We start from the raw sequence: 16,906 nt of genomic DNA, 5'->3' as shown, positions 1-16,906 counted from the left end.
TGCAGCTCCTTTTTTATTTATCTCACTAATAAATAAAGCAAATCGCATGCCAACTCAACTAAAAAAATTCCAAAATTAAAATAAGGCATATATATAGTTTGTCAGAAACTAACGTATACTATATATATGCCCATATTTTATTTTTATGGATTTGACTTTTCTAAACGATACAATATCTCAATCGTATCAGCAGCTTTATTTCACTTTTTGTTTCATTTTTGAAACATCTCGTATTTGCACTTCCGCCAAAGCGTGACACGGCTAATCCCAAGCTTTGCACAAACCTCCTCCGGCGAAAAACGTTCCAACATCTGCCGTATGACCTCCTGTTCTACCTCCTTCAGTGGAATGCCGAGCGGAACGGAAAGCATTTCCTTCTCCCCCTCTTTCCCCTTCGTGCGCACCTTGTGCGAACGGTCCGGCAGCCACTCCTGAAGCTGCTCTTCCTCGATTGGTTCACCAGCATAGCAAGCAAACACTTCCGCCAGATTGCGCAATTCTCGGATATTGCCGGGCCAAAGGTATTCCATAAGCCGTTTTTTCAGCTTGCGGTCAAAGCGCTCCTCAAATGCCGCCCCTGCTGCGTACCGCTCAAAGTAAAACCGCATCAGCGGCAAGATATCTGCTTTTCGTTCCCGCAGCGGCGGCAGGTGAATGTTCAGCACATTGATCCGATAGTAAAGATCCTCGCGGAACGTTCCCTCTTCCACCATGCGGAAAAGGTCTTGGTTCGTGGCGCAAATGACGCGTATGTCGAGAGAGATGACCGCATCGCCCCCGACGCGCATGATTTCATGTTCCTGCAATACGCGCAGCAGCCTGCTCTGTACATCCAAAGGAAGCTCGCCGATTTCATCCAAAAAAATCGTCCCCTTGTCTGCCAGCTCGAAAAGTCCTTTGCGCCCCGAGCGTCTCGCTCCAGTAAATGCGCCTTCCACATAGCCGAACAGCTCGCTTTCCATCAAATTGCGTGGAATCGAGGTGCAGTTGACTGAGACAAACGGTCCGTCTGCCCGACGGCTTCCGTTGTGCAGGCTCTGTGCCATCCCTTCCTTGCCCGTCCCCGTCTCTCCGTAGATGAGGACATTCGCTTCCGTCCTTGCGTATTTTTCCGCCATTTCGATAATTTTTTCCATTTTCGGCGTATGCGTGAGGATATCCGAAAAATGCAGCTTCGCATAAAGCCCCTTCTGATAGAGCGAGGCGTGAATTTTCTGTTCGGACTTCATGACGGTTTCCATCTTCTGAAAGATCAGCACGCGGTTTTCAATATGGTTTTCCATTTCGAGCGGGACCATCTGAAACAGAAGTTTCTGTCCGCAGACATCGATCAGCTGTTCCCCTTGGTAATGCCGGATGTGCCGATCCATTTCGGCATGAAACGTGCGTGCGAAATCGGGCGAAAAAATGGCCTTTGCATTTTCATTGCAAAAAATGGGGCATTGCCGCTCATCGAGCAGCACGATGCCCTCTTGTATGTTTTGCACTACAGCGCCCATCCTACCAGCCTGCAGCGCCTCGTCCTGCTTCGCCCGAACGATGCGGACAGCTTCCCTTACGGCACGAAGGATCGACGCGCTGCATGAATCGACATAGGTACACAGCATGTGCCGGCTTTTTGCAACGTGAACGGCATACATGCAGCCCGCAATTCCATCTGCCATTCCCGTTTCGTCCAACGTTCGGACGGTCGCTTCAATTGCCTCATACGTTTCGCATGGATAAATGCAAAGCTTCGTATCTCCGATTTGAAAATCGTGCATCTTATCGAATAGGATATTGGCCCGCATGACGATTCCAATGCGGTGGCATCCCTGCGCCTGAAGCATTTCGGCCGCCCGCAGCAAGTCATTGAGCGATGTTCCCAGTTCCACGACACTTGTTCCCGGAAGCTTTTTCAATTCTTCTGCAATGCCTCCGCGGCTGATGACAACATCTATCTTGCCGTACTCCTTCGCGTCTGCGATCACATTTTTATCGCACGACACGATGACCGGCATGGACAGGTGCAGATCCGCCAGCACCCCTTCCACACGATGCTTCATATCTTCCGTCGGCGCGACGAACAACATGGTTGGCACAAAAACACCCCCAATTTTTTTGCTTTATATTATATCATGCAAGGATTCGTTTTTCCCATAAAAAAATCCCTTTCCCAAAACATAAGAAAGGGATTTCCGTTATGGGCCCAGGGGAAACGGATTTAGACAAGTCCCTGTGCGAGCATGGCCTCGGCGACTTTCGAGAACGCCGTGATGTTGGCGCCCGCGACGAGATTGTCGGGATCGCCGTACGTCTCCGCGTTCTTCTTCGCGTTCGTGTAGATGCGCTTCATGATGTCCTTGAGGCGGCCGTCCACCTCCTCAAACGTCCACTGCAGGCGCTCGGAGTTCTGCGCCATCTCAAGCGCGGAGACGGCGACGCCGCCCGCATTTGCCGCCTTTGCCGGTGCAAAGAGGATCTTATGTTCGAGGAAATACGCAATGGCGTCGAGCGTCGACGGCATATTCGCGCCCTCACCGACAGCCTGCACGCCGTTTGCGACGAGCCTCTTCGCGCTCTCGAGGTCGATCTCGCTCTGCGTCGCACACGGAAGCGCGACGTCGCACTTGACCGTCCAAACGCCCTTGCAGCCCTCGTGGTATTCGGCATGCGGATGCGTCTGGACGTACTCCTTGATGCGCGCACGGCGGACTTCCTTGATGTCCTTGAGCGCCGCGAGGTCGATGCCGTCCGGGTCGTAGACGTAGCCATTCGAGTCGGAGCACGTCACGACCTTTGCCCCAAAACTCTGTGCCTTCTCAATCGCGTACGTCGCGACATTGCCCGCGCCCGATACGACGAGCGTCTTCCCCTTGAGTCCGATGCCCTTTGCGTCGAGCATGTTCTTGACGAAGTATAAAAGCCCGTAGCCCGTCGCCTCCGTGCGCGCGAACGAGCCCCAAAAGTCGACGCGCTTGCCCGTCAATACGCCCGCATCGTAGCTGTCGCGGATGCGCTTGTACTGGCCGTAGAGGTAGCCAATCTCACGTCCGCCGACGCCGATATCGCCCGCCGGCACATCGACATCCGGCCCGATATGGCGATAGAGCTCCGTCATGAAGCTCTGGCAGAAATGCATGACCTCGTTGTCGCTCCTGCCATGCGGGTCGAAGTCCGAGCCGCCCTTCGCGCCGCCGATCGGAAGCCCCGTCAGCGCGTTCTTGTAGACCTGCTCGAACGCAAGGAACTTCAAGATATCGAGCGTGACGCTCGGATGGAAGCGCAGCCCGCCCTTGTATGGGCCGATGACACTCGACATCTGCACGCGGAAGCCGCGGTTCACATGGCACTCGCCCTTGTCATCCTGCCAAGGGACACGGAACATGATCACGCGTTCCGGCTCGACCATGCGCTCTAAGATCTTCGCCGTCTCATAGTTCGGATGCGCATCGAGAACGGGCTCGATCGAGCTCAGCACCTCCGTCACCGTGTCACGGAACATCTTCTGATCTGGATCGCGCTTCGCGATGCATGCGATCATTTTCTCCACATACTGTTTCCCTGACAATGGAATCGCTCCTTTTCTTTTTCAAATGAAACTGAATGAAACTGCTTTTCTTTACGAACCATAACGAATTATACTACATTCTATCCAAAATGTATATAACGTATATCGCAAAGAGGGGTCTGCAGGGGCAGAAATAATGTATTCTTCAATGGACATGGCCGCATCAAATCCAAAATATATCCTAGCCGAAAAAACCAAAGTATGCTATAATGCGCGTGTGGGGAGCATACCCCTTATCCGTATATTGTGATCGATCTCACAGGAGGTTTTTATTATGCCTATCACGAAAGACATGAGCATTCTCGAAATCGTCCAGAAGTACCCCGACACGATCGAGGTCTTCGTCAACAGTGGCATGGGTTGCCTCGGCTGCGCGGCTTCGCATTTTGAGAACCTTGAGCAGGGCGCGCTCGCACACGGCATCGACGTGGATGAGCTCGTCGCGAATCTGAACACCGTTATCGGCGCATGATCAGTCCCTACGTCAAATGAGAAACGGTCACGCTTCTGCGTGACCGTTTTTTAATCCATAACACAGCAGGATTCATCGCCCTGCACTTTGGCAACCTTGAGTGCCGCTTCGGCACGCGCGAGGACGGAGCGAATATCATCTGCCTTGTGGATCATGACGCCGCCGACGCTGATCTGCACGTTGCATTTTCTCGCCGCATCGGTGAGGCTGCTCGCCGCCGCCTTGTTGAGACGCATGCAGCATCCATAGAGCGTATCGTAGCTGAGCCGATTGGAGATGTAAACCGAAAACTGATCGTCCGCAAAACGTCCTAAAATATCATTGCCGCGGATGGTTTCAAGGAGATTCTGTGCGAGCGCCTTCAGGAATGCATTCACTTCCTCCTCGCCACACGCCGTCTGAAACGATTCGAGTCCCATGATATCGACGAGCACGAAGGCCCCTGTAAGCTTCGGCTTCTGCTCACGCATCCTGCGTTCGACGAGGAACCGCGTCGTGCCTGCATGGAAGACGCCCGTGACTTCGTCGCGTCCGCCTTCGGAGTCGAGCGCTTCCTGCTCGCGCACTTCGTGCGTCACATCCGTCAGGATGCCGACGCAGCTTAGCTGTTTGCCGTCCTCGTCACAGAACGATTCACACCGCGCATCGAAAATGCCCATACGGCCATCTGGCTTTAGGATCTCAAGGCGCGTGTTCTCCTTCGTGCATGCCATGACCTTGCGGACACAGGCGAGTCCGCGGCGAAGCGTCGAATTCTTCGTCTGGTCGCTCACGTGCGAGAAAGAGCGCACGAGCTCCGGCACTTCGAGCAGCCTTGCACACTGCGGCGAGAACCAAATCTCATCGTGCTGCCCGTCATATTCGAACAGGTAGAGCCCCGATGCCTGCATGACCCAACGGAAATGTGCCTTGCGTGACCGCAGCCGTTTATTCATGAAATAAATCACGATGAGCAACACGCAGATGATGGCGCTTTCGAGAATCGCGTAATAGCCCAGTGAGTTTCTCAATGCGAGTGCTATCACCCACATCAAGTCTTTCATCGTATCATCCATTATAACAATACCTACCATTTTCTGACTATCTTAAAGAAGCACGGATGCATCCAGTGCCTCCGTCTTGACGCATCTTTTTTCCCGCACCCAAGTGGAAACCCCACGCCAATCCAAAGGGATCCATGTATCCGCGATCCCTTAAATCGTTCCGTTTCATGTTACTACAAACAAGAAAAAAGCACAAGGGATTCTGTCTTATTTTGATCGTGATAAGAATATCCATTCGATTCTTCCCATCCGTAACGATTGTGACATATTTTCATATATTTCCCTGCTACAATACAGGCAAACGAGATCGAAAGGTCCGAGAAAGAGAGGTCGGTTTTTATGTCAGACATTCTTCGCAATATCCCAAAATCCGAGGTGCTGTCGCTTGCCAGCCTAGTCCCTTACGCGGATGGACAGGTCGTGAGCAAGACGCTCGTTCAAAACAGTGGCGTCGGCATCACGCTCTTCGCCTTTGCCGCAGGCGAAGGCATCAGCACGCACGAGTCAAAAGGAGATGCGCTCCTCACTGCGCTTGACGGAAAAGGACGCATCACGATAGACGGCAAGGACTATGCGCTGTCTGCGGGCGAAAGTATCGTGATGCCCGCCAACCACCCGCATGCTGTCTGCGGAATCGAAGCGTTCAAGATGCTCCTCGTTGTCACGTTCCCCGAAACGTAACACGCGAAATAAAAGGAGGGTCCCCTTGCCTACGAACAGGCAGCGGGACTCTCCTTTTATTTCGCGCGGCAGCTTGTCGTTTCCCGTTCGACGAGGCGATTTTCAAGGAGGATATCACGCGTCGTCTCACGATTGATTTTTTCAAGCATGAGCTGGGCCGCAGCCGCTCCAAGCTCTGCCATGCGCTGGTCGATCGTGGTGAGCTTCGGTTCGATGAAGCGGCTCAGTGACGTGTTATCGTAGCCGACGACGGCGATGTCTTCCGGCATGCGCCGCCCCATGCGCTTGCACGCGTTGACCGCGCCCGCTCCCATCATATCGTTGCAGCAGAAGACTGCCGTCACTGCCCCTTTTTCCATGCGGCGCATGAGGGCCCTCATCGTATTGTCGACGGTCTCAAGGCTATTGCCCGCCCCGATGTTGAGGATATCGGCCTCGGAGAACGTGCCGTGCTCCTGCATGATGGCACGGTACACCTCTTCCTTGATGCGGTAGCTGTCGCTCTTCTCGCCGCGAACGAAGAGGATATGCCCGTATCCGCAGCGCAAGAGGTATTCGAGTGCGATCCGTGTGCCGCCGCACTCGTCGCTCGTCACGTAGGAAATCCCCGGCACACGCTCATAGCTGTTGATGAATACGAGCGGCAGCCGCCCAGCCGTATCCGCGTAGAAGTCTGAGGCGATCGTCTCCGTATTCGGGCTGACGACGATGACGCCGGAAGCATTGCGCGCAAGGAGATCCATGACACAGCGCTTTTCCTGCGCCGAATCGTTTTCTGCGCAGGCGAGCAGCAACGAATAGGAACTTTGGCGCAAGCGGTCCTCGATCCCTTTCAATACTTCGGCAAAGAACATGTTCTCAAACCCCGGCACAACAACGCCGATGCTCGAAGACCGCTGCATGTTGAGTTCGCGCGCTTGAATGTTCGGCACGTAAGAAAGCGCCGCTATCGCCGCTTTGACGCGTGCGCGCGTCGCACGCCTTACGGGGTAATTCCCATTGACGACGCGCGAGACGGTCGCAACGGAGACGCCCGCCCGATCCGCCACGTCGGTGATCGTCGCTTTCATACGATTGGCGCTTCCTTCATGAAATATCCTGCTCACTGCACCGCCCCGATGAAGCGATCGAATGCTGCCATGCCTGCCGCGTCGCGCTTGAATACGCCCGCATGCGTCAAGACTTCAAGGAACACGTGCCCGATTTCATCCTTCAGTATGCCCCCAACGCTCAGCGCGGAGATATCCGCATGGCTTTCCTTTACCTTCTTGTACCAATCCGCGTGCTTTGCGATCGCCTCGATGCCGGAAATATCTTCCGTCCCCTTGAGCAGCTCAGCGCGGACCTGCAGCATCTCGTCCTTGAGCCGCGCAGGAAGAATGGCGAGCCCCAATACTTCAATGAGGCCGATGTTCTCTTTTTTGATGTGATGGACCTCCGCATGCGGATGGAAAAGGCCGAGCGGGTGCTCCGCCGTCGTGCGATTATTGCGCAGCACGAGGTCGAATTCAAATGCCGAGCCGCGCTTTCTCGCGATTGGCGTAATCGTATTGTGCGGCGTGCCGTCCGTCTCGGCGAGCACTTCAGCGCTCGCATCGCTGTAGGTGCGCCATGCCGCAAGGATCTTTTCGGCGAGCGCGACGAGCTGCTTCGGATCTTCGCTCGTCAGGCGCAGCGCCGACATCGGCCACTTGACACGACCTGCCTTGACTGCTGGAAAATCCGCGAACGCGTACGCTTTTTCAACGGATGCCCGTTCCATCGCGAACGTGCAGCGCCCGCCCTGATAGTGGTCGTGTGAGAGAATCGAGCCGCCGACGATCGGGAGGTCGGCATTTGAGCCCGCGAAATAGTGTGGGAAAAAGCGCAGAAAGGTGATGAGGTTTTCAAACGTCTCACGCGAGATCTTCATGGGAATATGTTCGCCGTTCAGGATGATGCAGTGCTCATTGTAGTAAGTGTACGGCGAATACTGCAGGAACCACTCGTGCCCCCCGAAATCGAGCGGAATGAGGCGGTGTGTCTCGCGTGCCGGATAATTCACGCGTCCTGCGTAGCCTTCGTTCTCACGGCAAAGCAGGCATTTCGGGTACGCGGACGACTTCATGCGCTTCGCTTTTGCAATGTCGCGCGGGTCTTTCTCGGGCTTCGAGAGGTTGATCGTCACGTCGAGATCGCCGTACTCCGTCGCCGTCTTCCATGCAATATTCTTGTCGATGCGCGCCTTGCGGATGTAGTTCGACGCGATGTTCATGCGGTAGTAGCCGTCAGTCGCTTCCTTCGGTGAATTCCGGTAGAGCGACCAAAAGCGGTGCACGACTTCCGACGGGCGCGGCATCACGCAGTCCATGATACGCGTATCGAATCGATCGCGCTCGTTCGCCGTGTTTTCGATGAGCCCTTTCCCTGCTGCGTAGTCGAGCATATTCAAAAGGATCGGCGTCGGCGTTTCGAGCGTCTCCTTGATCTTTTCCGGCCGATACGACTCGACTGCGAGCACGTCAAGCAGGCGGTTTGCCGAATAGACGACGTCTTCCGGCGTGATGAGAAGCTCCTGCTCGGCAAAATTCAGCAAACGTGCAATTTCGTGTTGGATGTCTACCATGATATTTGTCCCCTTCATGCAAAGAGAGATGACGGATGCAGCTCCCACCTACACATCCATGCGTTTAGTCCGCGTACCCGTTCGGATGTTTCTTATGCCACGTCCAAGCCGTGCCGATGATCTTTGCGACATCTGCGTAGTGCGGATTCCAGCCAAGCACCTTGCGCGCCTTCTCGCTCGATGCGATGAGCTGGGCGGGATCGCCCGCGCGGCGGCCGCCGTACTCGACTTTGATCGCCTTGCCCGTGACGTTCTTCGCCGTCTCGATCATTTCCCTGACGGAGAAGCCATGTCCGTTCCCGAGGTTGAATACATCGCTCTCACCGCCCTTGCGCAGGTAGTCGATCGCGAGAAGATGGGCGTCCGCGAGATCGATGACGTGGATGTAGTCGCGCAGGCACGTTCCGTCTGGCGTCGCGTAGTCCGTGCCGAAGACCGTGATGTGATCGCGTTTTCCGAGCGGCACCTGCAGGATGAGCGGGATGAGATGCGTCTCCGTCGTGTGCGCTTCGCCGATCGATCCGTCTTCGAGCGCGCCCGCCGCGTTGAAGTAGCGCAGGGAGACGTAGCGGATGCCGTTTGCGCGGCTCACCCACTTCATCATCTTCTCCATCGTGCGCTTCGTCTCGCCGTACGGATTCGTCGGGTTCGTCTCGTCATCCTCTAGGATGGGGATGCGCTTCGGCTCGCCGTATACGGCTGCCGTCGAAGAGAATACGATCGCTCCGACATGGTGGCGCACCATCGCTTCCAAGAGGACCTGCATGCCGTACACGTTGTTGTTGAAGTAGAGGAGTGGCTTCTCGACGCTCTCACCGACGAGCGAATTCGCCGCAAAGTGAACGACGGCCTCGATCCTGTTTTCCATAAAGACCTTGTCAAGCGCTTTCGGGTCGCGAATGTCGCCCTCGTAGAATTTCGCTGCCGGATTCAATGCCCCGCGATGCCCGGTCTGCAAGTTATCGATGATGACGACGTCCTCGCCCCTTTCGACAAGCTGATGGACGGCATGGGAACCGATATAGCCCGCCCCGCCGCATACTAGGATTGCCATTTCTGCCTCTTCCTTTCTTTGTTGACTTTGTTAAGAAACCACGGCTCCGTGATCCTGCGACGGATCCGCCTCAACTGTTACGGACATGCGCGCCATGCGCAAATGCCTCGCTTTGCAAGCGGCCGTCAGCCGATGACGTGTGTGCCGTCCGCGATGCTCGCGACGTAGAAGCTCGGCGCGTAGCCGATCTTCCTCGTGTACGCCTCGCCGACATTCTTCTCGAATGCGGGAATCGCGTCATTCCTGACGATGCTGACCGTGCAGCCGCCGAAACCGCCGCCCGTCATGCGCGAGCCGATGACGCCCTCCTGCTCCCACGCGAGCTTTGCGAGCGTATCCAGCTCCTTGCCCGTAACCTCGTAGTCATCGCGCAGCGAGACGTGCGAGTCATTCATGAGCCTGCCAAACTTCTCGATGTCGTCTGCTTCAAGTGCGGCAACGGCTTCAAGCGTGCGCTGGTTCTCGTAGACGGCGTGACGGGCGCGCTTGCGTTCGACGGGGTCCTTGATCGCATCCGCAATCGCGTCAAACTCCGCATTGGTGAGCTCACCAAGTGCCTTGATCGGTTTTGCCTTCTGAAGTTCGGCAAGCGCGGCTTCGCTCTCTGAACGGCGTTCGTTGTACTGCGACGCCGTGAGCTTGTGCTTCTTGTTCGTATTCGTGATCACAATGCTCGCATCCTTGAGCGCGATCTTGCTGTAGCGATACTGGAGTGTATTGCAGTCGAGGAGGATCGCACAATCCTTCTTGCCCATGCCGACCGCGAACTGATCCATGATGCCGCAGTTCATGCCGACGAAATCATTCTCCGCCTTCTGCGCGAGCTTTACGAGCGCAACGCGGTCGATGCCGAAGCCGAACAGGTCATCGAGGATGACGCCCATCAGGACTTCGATCGATGCCGATGAGGAGAGTCCCGAGCCATTCGGGAGCGTACCGTAGAAGACGACGTCGACGCCGTGCTTCGCTGGAAATCCCGCCTTCTCCATCATGCGGACGACGCCGATCGGATAGTTCGCCCAATCGTATTCCTCTTTTGGCGCGAGTCCCGTCATGGGGAATTCGACGACGCCCTTTTCTGCGAGATTCATCGAGTAGGCACGCGATGTATTTCCCTTTGCCGGCGCTGCAATCGCATACGTGCCAAGCGTGATCGCGCATGGGAAAACGTGCCCGCCGTTGTAGTCCGTGTGCTCGCCGATGAGGTTGACGCGCCCCGGTGAAAAATACGCTTTCGTATCCGCCTTGCCGAACTTTTCCTCGAAAACCTTTCGCATCTTGTCCAAAATTTCCATGCGAGCTCCTCCTTATGCCGTGAAACCGCACCCTGCTATTTTTAGGAATATAGTAAACGTTTTCTTCCACATCCCTAGTTTATCGCATCTCACGCGAATATGCAAGCCCTTTGCATAGAAAAAGAACCCTTGCAAATCCGCACAGCATAAGCGTCCCATTCCCAAACATTCCCAAACATATCCTTCCTCCTTGTGGTCCATCTCAGAAAGGATTCTTGCGTCCTGCAGCAGAAAAGATGCCCTCCACAGAAAAACATGGAACGGCATCCCACCTTTCATGGATTGGGCTTCCCCTCTTTCGGCATGCCGCGCGCAATAAGGTAGAGCGGGCGTCGCTTCGTCTCCTCATAGGTACGGCCGAGATACTCGCCGATGAGGCCGAGCACCATGAGCTGCATGCCGCCGAAAAAGAGGATGCACGCCATGATCGTCGGCCAACCTGCGACGGTATCCGCCTCGACGAATGTCTCGTAAAGGACGTGCAGGAAGACGAGGAAGCTCAGCGCCACGCTCAAAAATCCCGCGTAAAGGCCGATGCGCAGCGGGAACGTCGAGCACGTGAGCACGCCGTCGATCGCAAGGCGCAGCATCTTGCGCGGCGAGAATTTCGAATGCCCGGCGTAGCGTGGCGGCGCTGCGAAGTGCACCTGTTTCTGCCGGAATCCCATTGAGCCGATGAGCCCACGGATAAAGCGCGCGTGCTCGCGATAGCGCCGGAAGGCGAGTACGACCTTACGATCCATGAGGCGGAAATCCGATCCGCCCGGCTGGACGGGGATCTCCGATATGGCATTGAGCCAACAATAGTACGCCGCCGACGTCTTTCGCTTGATCCACGAAGCATCCGCCGTCGCATCGCGTATCGTCTGGACGACCTCGTAGCCTTCTTTCCAGTAGCCGATGAGCGTCGGGATGAGGGAGGGCGGATGCTGCATGTCGCCGTCAAGCGTAATGACGGCATCGCCGTCCGCATGGTCGAGCCCGCACGTCAGCGCAAGCTGATGCCCAAAGTTGCACGAGAGAAAAATGGACTGGACGTGTGCATCCTCTCCCTCCAGCCGCATGAGGATCGATCGCGTCGTATCGGTCGACCCGTCGTCAACGAAAATGAGTTCCCAGTCGTAGGGCAGATGATCCATCTCGCAGCGTACGGCATCATAAAAATGCTCCAGATTTTCCGATTCATTGAAAACCGGCACTACGATGGAAAGACTCTGCTTTGCCATCAGTCCATGCTTCCTTTCTGCTTTGCCGCCGCATCGGGGATGACCATTTCGTATAGATCGAGATACTTTTGCTCCGTCAGGCGGCGAAATTTGGCATTCGGCAGCTCTCGCTGCATGCGTTCCGCCTGCCGCGGAATACAAGTGACGTATATCGGCTCACCGACGGGGAGGTCTTCGATCGCCATGAACGGCATGACGTTCTTCGCGTCCCAGCTGATGCCTGCTGGCTTTTCATGCGCGATCTCCGACCGCCACACGATCCATGGAATTCGTTCGTGGCTGTAGTAAACGGTCGATGCGCTGTAATCGCCGTAGCTCACGACGAGGTGCCGCCCCGTATTCACCGATTCGATTTTCTCCGCTACGGCGCGCCCCGAATGGGACTGGATGAGCGGCACGGCGACGGCGAAATTCAGCACGAGGTAAAAGATGCCCATGCCTGCCGCAAGGCGGCGCACAAACCGCTCGCGGCCACGCAGCAGGCGGCCTGCAAGAATCGCGAGCGGCAAAAAGGCAGGCTGCGTGTACGTGACGTACTTCGTCGCCATGAGCTGGAAGAGGACATTGACAAGCCCCGCCCAAAGCACGAGAAAAATCACGTGCTCGCTCCACTTCCTATGCCGGATCTCCTGCCACTTTGCCTTCACGCGCGCGATCATGACGAATGACCACGGGAAGAAGCCGAGCAGGAAAATGAGCGTATAGTAGTACCAAACGTCATCGCGCGGGTGCTCCGACACCGTCGCGCGCAGGAAGTTATGCACGCCGAAGAAATTCGTGATGAAGTCCATGCCGTGCATCGCGTACATGCGGTAGTACCAATAGCCTCCGACCGCCGCGAAAATCACGATCCCAGGCACCCACATCATGTGCATCAGCTCCCTCGTACGGCGGCGCACGAGGAGGAAGACGAGGAGAATGAGCCCTGGCATCAGGATGCCGACGGGTCCTTTCGTGAGCACCGCAAGCCCCGCAAAGAAAAACGAGGCGAGATAGAGCCTTCGGTTGCCGCTTCGATACGCGAGGTAGAAGGAAATCAGAACCGCATTGAAGAAAAACACGAACGCCATGTCCGTGATGATCGCGCGCGACAGGTAGAAAAAGCTCGTCGTCGTCGCGAAGACGAGCGCGGAGCAGACCGCCGTGCGTTCATCGTAAAGCTTTTTGGCAAAGCAATAGACGGCACCGACGTTGAGCGCCGAAAAGACGACGGGAAAGAACCGCGCCGCAAAATCATTCACGCCGAACAGGGAAAACGCGGCGATGAGCTCCCAGTAAAAAAAGATCGGCTTGTCATACCAGAAATTCCCGTAAATGCGCGGCGATATAAAGTCCCCTGCCTCCAACATCTCACGAGCCGTCAGCGCATAATTCGATTCGACCGGATCGGTGACAGGCATCCATGCATTCCCAGCAAGCACGAGCATCATGCCGGCGATAAGCGCCCACAATACAGTTCGGTTCATGCTCCTTCTTCCTCTTTCCCATTCGTATCAGAACATCCTCTCTATCTTACGCGATTCCCGTAGAAAAAGCAACCGCTTGGCCCCTCCTGCGGATGCACGGCATCTGACGCTTTCCTTTCGCGCGCCAATCGCCTGCAAAAAAAGACAAGTTCCCTTCCCATAGACCTGCCGTCCATGGAAAGGGAACTCGCTTTCACCCTATATGCGCGATATGCGGCTTCATCTGCGGAATTTTGACACGTCCTTTTGCAGCTTCCAGGCGAGATCTGCGAACGTGTGGTTCGCGGCGGCAATCGCTTCGATGGAAACCGCCTGCTCTTCCGAAATCGCCGAGACGTCCGTCGCCTTTTCCTGCACGACATGGGAGACCTTGTCGATCTGCGCGACGGCATCCGAGTTGGATTTCCCGTCCTTCTTCAGCCTGTCGGCAATGCCGGAGAGCTTTTTCACCTGCTCATTGAGGGATTGGACGAGCGTTGCGATGCGTGCGAACTTTTCGTCCGCTTCCTGTACCTATCCGACGGTCTCCTTGCCTTCCACCTCCTGCCCCTTCGTGAGGCCGAAGGCATTTTGGATCTGCGTCGTATTCTGCGTGATGACGCCAGTGACCTGCTGCGCCGCCTGCAGGATGCTGAAAATGGCATTGGATAGCGCTCGCTCATCTATGCCTCATGCCGGCTCATTTTTCTTGGAAGGTTGCCGCGCCCTTTTGGAAGGCCGCAAGGGCACTGCCGCGCAGAACCGGGTTATCGATGAGCTTTATCGCATAGCGGCCGCCCTTCTCGCCGCGGAAAAAGAGCACTGCCATCTGCGTGTCGGCCTTCCCCGTTTCGTCGGGCACGCCGTCGCCATTCGTGTCGATCTCAACTTCTTTTGCGGTCACCGCGTAGATTGCCTTGTTCGTCTTGGATAGGTTGACGAGCATGATGCCCTCGTAACCGTTGCTGCCCATGATCCCTTTCAGAAGCTCTTTTGCTGCCTTTTCGTCGAGCGTATTGAGATCGGGAACCTTCGCATCGTCAAACGCATCCTCGGTGATGATCCAAGCGTATTTGATGTTGTACGCATCGTTTTCAAAGACGAGGACATCGCCCTTCTCGCCCTCGTAAAGCGCGCTCGCGGGAATGACGCCGACCGGTTTCTGCGGGCACTGGATCGTAAAACCGTATTCCTTGCTCGTATACGTGTAGGGAAGCGCGACGTCTGCCTGCGTGCTCTGCCGCATCGCCTTTTCGGTCGAAGGCTCTTCCGCCGATGCCTTTGCGGCGTGCCCTTTCTTCGAGGCTTCTGCAGCAGGCTCTTTCGCCGATGCCTTTGCAGCGTGCCCTTTCTCCGAGGCTTCTGCAGCAGGCTCTTTCGCCGATGCCTTTGCGGCGTGCCCTTTCTTCGAGGCTTCTGCAGCAGGCTCTTTCGCCGATGTCTTTGCGGCAGGTTCTTTCTTCGAGGCTTCTGCAGCAGGCTCTTCCGCCGATGCCTTTGCAGCAGGTTCTTTCATCGAGGCTTCTGCAGCAGGCGCCTGCTCCGTCGTTTTGACCGAGGCTTCTCCCGCCCCTTCTGCGTAAATGTAGGCGGGATTCGCCAAAAGGGCAGCCGAAAGTGCCGCCGTGGCAACATAAGAAAATGCTTTCATAGGATAGAGACTTCCTTTCTAAAAATAGATCGAATTTTAATATTTTTCTAAATACTCCACGATTATAGAAAGCGCCGACTCTGTACTCGATCGCTTGTTTTCCACGCGCGTGCCCGTGAAGTATTTCTTGTGCGCAATTATACCTGCCACACCTGAAATGGCTATGAAAACGAGTCCGACTGGCTTTTCCACCGTGCCGCCTCCCGGTCCCGCGATGCCCGTGATGCCGACGCCGATATCGGTACGGATGGCACGGCGTATCCCCTCCGCCATCTCGCGCGCCGTCTCTTCCGATACCGCTCCATGTGCGGCGAGCGTCTCATGCCGCACGCCGACGAGGCGCTCTTTGATCGCGTTCGTATAGGAGACAACCGAGCCCATGACGTAGGCGGAGCTTCCCGCTACGTCCGTGAGGCGGCTCGTAAGCAGTCCGCCCGTGCAGGACTCCGCACAGGCAATGGTGAGTCCGCGCGCGGTGAGAAGCTCTCCCACACGCATTTCGAGTGTTTTTTTTTCGTTCATGTTCGCCTCCACTCAGTCCGTCACACGCTCGCCGACGATGTCGTAGGCAAAGCCCTGCAGCACGCGTACGCGAATGATGTCGCCAACTTTCGCCTCCGTATCGCCTTCAACGTAGACCTGTCCATCGACTTCGGGTGCTTCGCGGCAGGATCGCCCGATCGCGATATTGGGCTGCTCCGCGTCGCGCCCTTCGATAAGCACGTCGAGCTCTTCGCCCTCAAGGCTCTGATTGACTTCCTCCGATATCTTCGACTGGAGGCTCATGAGGTCGTGATAGCGCTCCTGCATGACCTCCTCGCTGACCTGATCCGGCATCTCTGCCGCACTCGTTCCCTCTTCCTGGGAGTAGGTGAATACGCCGACCTTGTCAAAGCGCACCGATTCGAGGAAGTTGCGGAGTGCTTGATACTGCGCATCCGTCTCGCCGGGGAATCCGACGATGAACGTCGAGCGGATCGTGACGCCCGGGATGCGCTCGCGAAGTTTTTGGATGAGCACGCGCATCTCCTCCTGCGTATCGGGACGGCGCATGCGGCGCAGCACGGCGTCGTGCGCGTGCTGCAGCGGCAGGTCTACGTACTTGCAAAGCTTCGGCTCGCGCGCGATCGTCTCAATGAGTTCATCGGTAAAGAACTTTGGGTAGCTGTAGAGGGTGCGGATCCACTCGACTCCCTCGATCCTGCAAAGCTCGCGCAGGAGCTTTGCAAGCATGGGCTCACCGTAGAGATCCCGTCCGTAGTCCGTCGAATCCTGCGCGATGAGAACGATCTCCTTTGCGCCGCGCGCGGCGAGGCGGCGCACCTCCGCTGCGATGTCCTCAATCCTGCGGCTGCGGTACTTGCCGCGGATGAGCGGGATCGCGCAGAACGCGCAACGGTTGTTGCAGCCCTCGGCGATCTTGACGTACGCCGTGTAGTCGGGCGTCGTCGTGATGCGCGGCGTTTTCTCGTCATAGAGCGCCTCATCCTCGCCTGCGATGACGATGCGGCGCCCTTTGAGTGTCTCCTCGACGGCCTCCATGATGCGCGGCCATGCGCCCGTGCCGATGATCGCATCGGCCTCCGGGATCTCATCGAGGAGTTCCTGCTTGTAGCGCTGTCCGAGGCAGCCCGCGACGATGAGGCTGCGGCAGCGGCCCGTCTCCTTGTAGTCCGCCATATTGAGGACCGTCGTGATCGACTCTTCCTTTGCCGACTGAATAAAGGCGCAGGTATTGACGATGAGGATGTCCGCCTCCGCCGGATTCGGCGTGAGTTCGATGCCATGCTGCTGCAAGATGCCGAGCATGACTTCCGTATCGACGAGATTCTTCGAGCAGCCTAGACTGATAAAGCCAGCTTTCACAATATTCCTCCCAAAAGC

15 protein-coding genes are annotated in these 16,906 nt (G+C 56.2%); 2 read left to right on the top strand and 13 right to left on the bottom strand.

Features of this window, described 5'->3' with window-relative positions; all coding sequences use genetic code 11:
• Window positions 1-212 precede the first annotated feature (212 nt).
• The gene (locus tag HMPREF1985_RS01380) at window positions 213-2,072 is read right to left on the bottom strand and encodes a sigma 54-interacting transcriptional regulator (protein ID WP_021770630.1); all 1,860 of its coding nucleotides are present in this window, start codon (window positions 2,070-2,072) and stop codon (window positions 213-215) included.
• A gap of 131 nt (window positions 2,073-2,203) precedes the next feature.
• Window positions 2,204-3,550: an NADP-specific glutamate dehydrogenase gene (gene gdhA / locus HMPREF1985_RS01375; RefSeq protein ID WP_040636675.1), complete on the bottom strand. Its 1,347-nt coding sequence runs from the start codon at window positions 3,548-3,550 to the stop codon at window positions 2,204-2,206.
• A 274-nt stretch (window positions 3,551-3,824) separates the two neighbouring features.
• On the opposite strand from gdhA, the gene HMPREF1985_RS01370 reads away from it, so the two are divergent.
• Window positions 3,825-4,022: a DUF1858 domain-containing protein gene (locus HMPREF1985_RS01370; RefSeq protein ID WP_021770628.1), complete on the top strand. Its 198-nt coding sequence runs from the start codon at window positions 3,825-3,827 to the stop codon at window positions 4,020-4,022.
• A 50-nt stretch (window positions 4,023-4,072) separates the two neighbouring features.
• Here HMPREF1985_RS01370 and HMPREF1985_RS01365 read toward each other — a convergent pair whose 3' ends face one another.
• A complete protein-coding gene (locus HMPREF1985_RS01365; RefSeq protein ID WP_196805295.1) occupies window positions 4,073-5,065 on the bottom strand; it encodes a sensor domain-containing diguanylate cyclase in 993 nt (330 codons plus the stop codon).
• Window positions 5,066-5,404: 339 nt separating this feature from the next.
• Here HMPREF1985_RS01365 and HMPREF1985_RS01360 point away from each other — a divergent pair, with 339 nt between their 5' ends.
• Window positions 5,405-5,746, top strand: a complete 342-nt coding sequence (locus HMPREF1985_RS01360) for a cupin domain-containing protein (RefSeq protein ID WP_021770626.1) — start codon at window positions 5,405-5,407, stop codon at window positions 5,744-5,746.
• A gap of 56 nt (window positions 5,747-5,802) precedes the next feature.
• Here HMPREF1985_RS01360 and HMPREF1985_RS01355 read toward each other — a convergent pair whose 3' ends face one another.
• From HMPREF1985_RS01355 to rimO, 10 genes are all read right to left on the bottom strand, one after another.
• Window positions 5,803-6,816 carry a LacI family DNA-binding transcriptional regulator gene (locus HMPREF1985_RS01355; protein ID WP_021770625.1) on the bottom strand — a complete coding sequence of 338 codons (1,014 nt, stop codon included), beginning with the start codon at window positions 6,814-6,816 and terminating at the stop codon, window positions 5,803-5,805.
• A 32-nt stretch (window positions 6,817-6,848) separates the two neighbouring features.
• A complete protein-coding gene (gene galT / locus HMPREF1985_RS01350; RefSeq protein WP_040636671.1) occupies window positions 6,849-8,351 on the bottom strand; it encodes a UDP-glucose--hexose-1-phosphate uridylyltransferase in 1,503 nt (500 codons plus the stop codon).
• A 64-nt stretch (window positions 8,352-8,415) separates the two neighbouring features.
• Window positions 8,416-9,405 (bottom strand): UDP-glucose 4-epimerase GalE, encoded by a 990-nt coding sequence (gene galE, locus HMPREF1985_RS01345; protein ID WP_021770623.1) that lies wholly within the window; start codon window positions 9,403-9,405, stop codon window positions 8,416-8,418.
• A 125-nt stretch (window positions 9,406-9,530) separates the two neighbouring features.
• The gene (locus HMPREF1985_RS01340; RefSeq protein ID WP_021770622.1) at window positions 9,531-10,700 is read right to left on the bottom strand and encodes a galactokinase; all 1,170 of its coding nucleotides are present in this window, start codon (window positions 10,698-10,700) and stop codon (window positions 9,531-9,533) included.
• A 275-nt stretch (window positions 10,701-10,975) separates the two neighbouring features.
• Window positions 10,976-11,926 carry a glycosyltransferase family 2 protein gene (locus HMPREF1985_RS01330; RefSeq protein WP_021770620.1) on the bottom strand — a complete coding sequence of 317 codons (951 nt, stop codon included), beginning with the start codon at window positions 11,924-11,926 and terminating at the stop codon, window positions 10,976-10,978.
• Window positions 11,926-13,392, bottom strand: coding sequence for an ArnT family glycosyltransferase (locus HMPREF1985_RS01325; RefSeq protein ID WP_021770619.1), 1,467 nt, complete (start codon window positions 13,390-13,392; stop codon window positions 11,926-11,928). The genes HMPREF1985_RS01330 and HMPREF1985_RS01325 overlap by 1 nt, the downstream gene beginning before the upstream one ends.
• Window positions 13,393-13,611: 219 nt before the next feature.
• A complete protein-coding gene (locus HMPREF1985_RS01320) occupies window positions 13,612-13,842 on the bottom strand; it encodes a hypothetical protein (protein ID WP_021770617.1) in 231 nt (76 codons plus the stop codon).
• A gap of 229 nt (window positions 13,843-14,071) precedes the next feature.
• The gene (locus HMPREF1985_RS11405) at window positions 14,072-15,022 is read right to left on the bottom strand and encodes a hypothetical protein (protein WP_021770615.1); all 951 of its coding nucleotides are present in this window, start codon (window positions 15,020-15,022) and stop codon (window positions 14,072-14,074) included.
• 36 nt (window positions 15,023-15,058) lie between these two features.
• Window positions 15,059-15,544 carry a CinA family protein gene (locus HMPREF1985_RS01305; RefSeq protein ID WP_040636669.1) on the bottom strand — a complete coding sequence of 162 codons (486 nt, stop codon included), beginning with the start codon at window positions 15,542-15,544 and terminating at the stop codon, window positions 15,059-15,061.
• A gap of 12 nt (window positions 15,545-15,556) precedes the next feature.
• Window positions 15,557-16,888 carry a 30S ribosomal protein S12 methylthiotransferase RimO gene (gene rimO, locus HMPREF1985_RS01300; protein WP_040636667.1) on the bottom strand — a complete coding sequence of 444 codons (1,332 nt, stop codon included), beginning with the start codon at window positions 16,886-16,888 and terminating at the stop codon, window positions 15,557-15,559.
• Between the last annotated feature and the right edge of the window lie 18 nt (window positions 16,889-16,906).

The sequence above is a fragment of the Mitsuokella sp. oral taxon 131 str. W9106 genome (assembly GCF_000469545.1).
Lineage (GTDB): Bacteria > Bacillota > Negativicutes > Selenomonadales > Selenomonadaceae > AWVT01.
Note: the sequence above shows the minus strand (reverse complement) of the source record. Positions and strands in the feature narration are given on the sequence as shown.

What these genes read in the sequence shown, in the direction of transcription:
- HMPREF1985_RS01380 (WP_021770630.1), bottom strand. Translation starts at nt 2,072, where the DNA reads ATGTTGTTCGTCGCGCCGACGGAAGATATGAAGCATCGTGTGGAAGGG.
- HMPREF1985_RS01370 (WP_021770628.1), top strand. Translation starts at nt 3,825, where the DNA reads ATGCCTATCACGAAAGACATGAGCATTCTCGAAATCGTCCAGAAGTAC.
- HMPREF1985_RS01365 (WP_196805295.1), bottom strand. Translation starts at nt 5,065, where the DNA reads ATGAAAGACTTGATGTGGGTGATAGCACTCGCATTGAGAAACTCACTG.
- HMPREF1985_RS01360 (WP_021770626.1), top strand. Translation starts at nt 5,405, where the DNA reads ATGTCAGACATTCTTCGCAATATCCCAAAATCCGAGGTGCTGTCGCTT.
- HMPREF1985_RS01355 (WP_021770625.1), bottom strand. Translation starts at nt 6,816, where the DNA reads ATGAAAGCGACGATCACCGACGTGGCGGATCGGGCGGGCGTCTCCGTT.
- galT (WP_040636671.1), bottom strand. Translation starts at nt 8,351, where the DNA reads ATGGTAGACATCCAACACGAAATTGCACGTTTGCTGAATTTTGCCGAG.
- galE (WP_021770623.1), bottom strand. Translation starts at nt 9,405, where the DNA reads ATGGCAATCCTAGTATGCGGCGGGGCGGGCTATATCGGTTCCCATGCC.
- HMPREF1985_RS01340 (WP_021770622.1), bottom strand. Translation starts at nt 10,700, where the DNA reads ATGGAAATTTTGGACAAGATGCGAAAGGTTTTCGAGGAAAAGTTCGGC.
- HMPREF1985_RS01330 (WP_021770620.1), bottom strand. Translation starts at nt 11,926, where the DNA reads ATGGCAAAGCAGAGTCTTTCCATCGTAGTGCCGGTTTTCAATGAATCG.
- HMPREF1985_RS01325 (WP_021770619.1), bottom strand. Translation starts at nt 13,392, where the DNA reads ATGAACCGAACTGTATTGTGGGCGCTTATCGCCGGCATGATGCTCGTG.
- HMPREF1985_RS11405 (WP_021770615.1), bottom strand. Translation starts at nt 15,022, where the DNA reads ATGAAAGCATTTTCTTATGTTGCCACGGCGGCACTTTCGGCTGCCCTT.
- HMPREF1985_RS01305 (WP_040636669.1), bottom strand. Translation starts at nt 15,544, where the DNA reads ATGAACGAAAAAAAAACACTCGAAATGCGTGTGGGAGAGCTTCTCACC.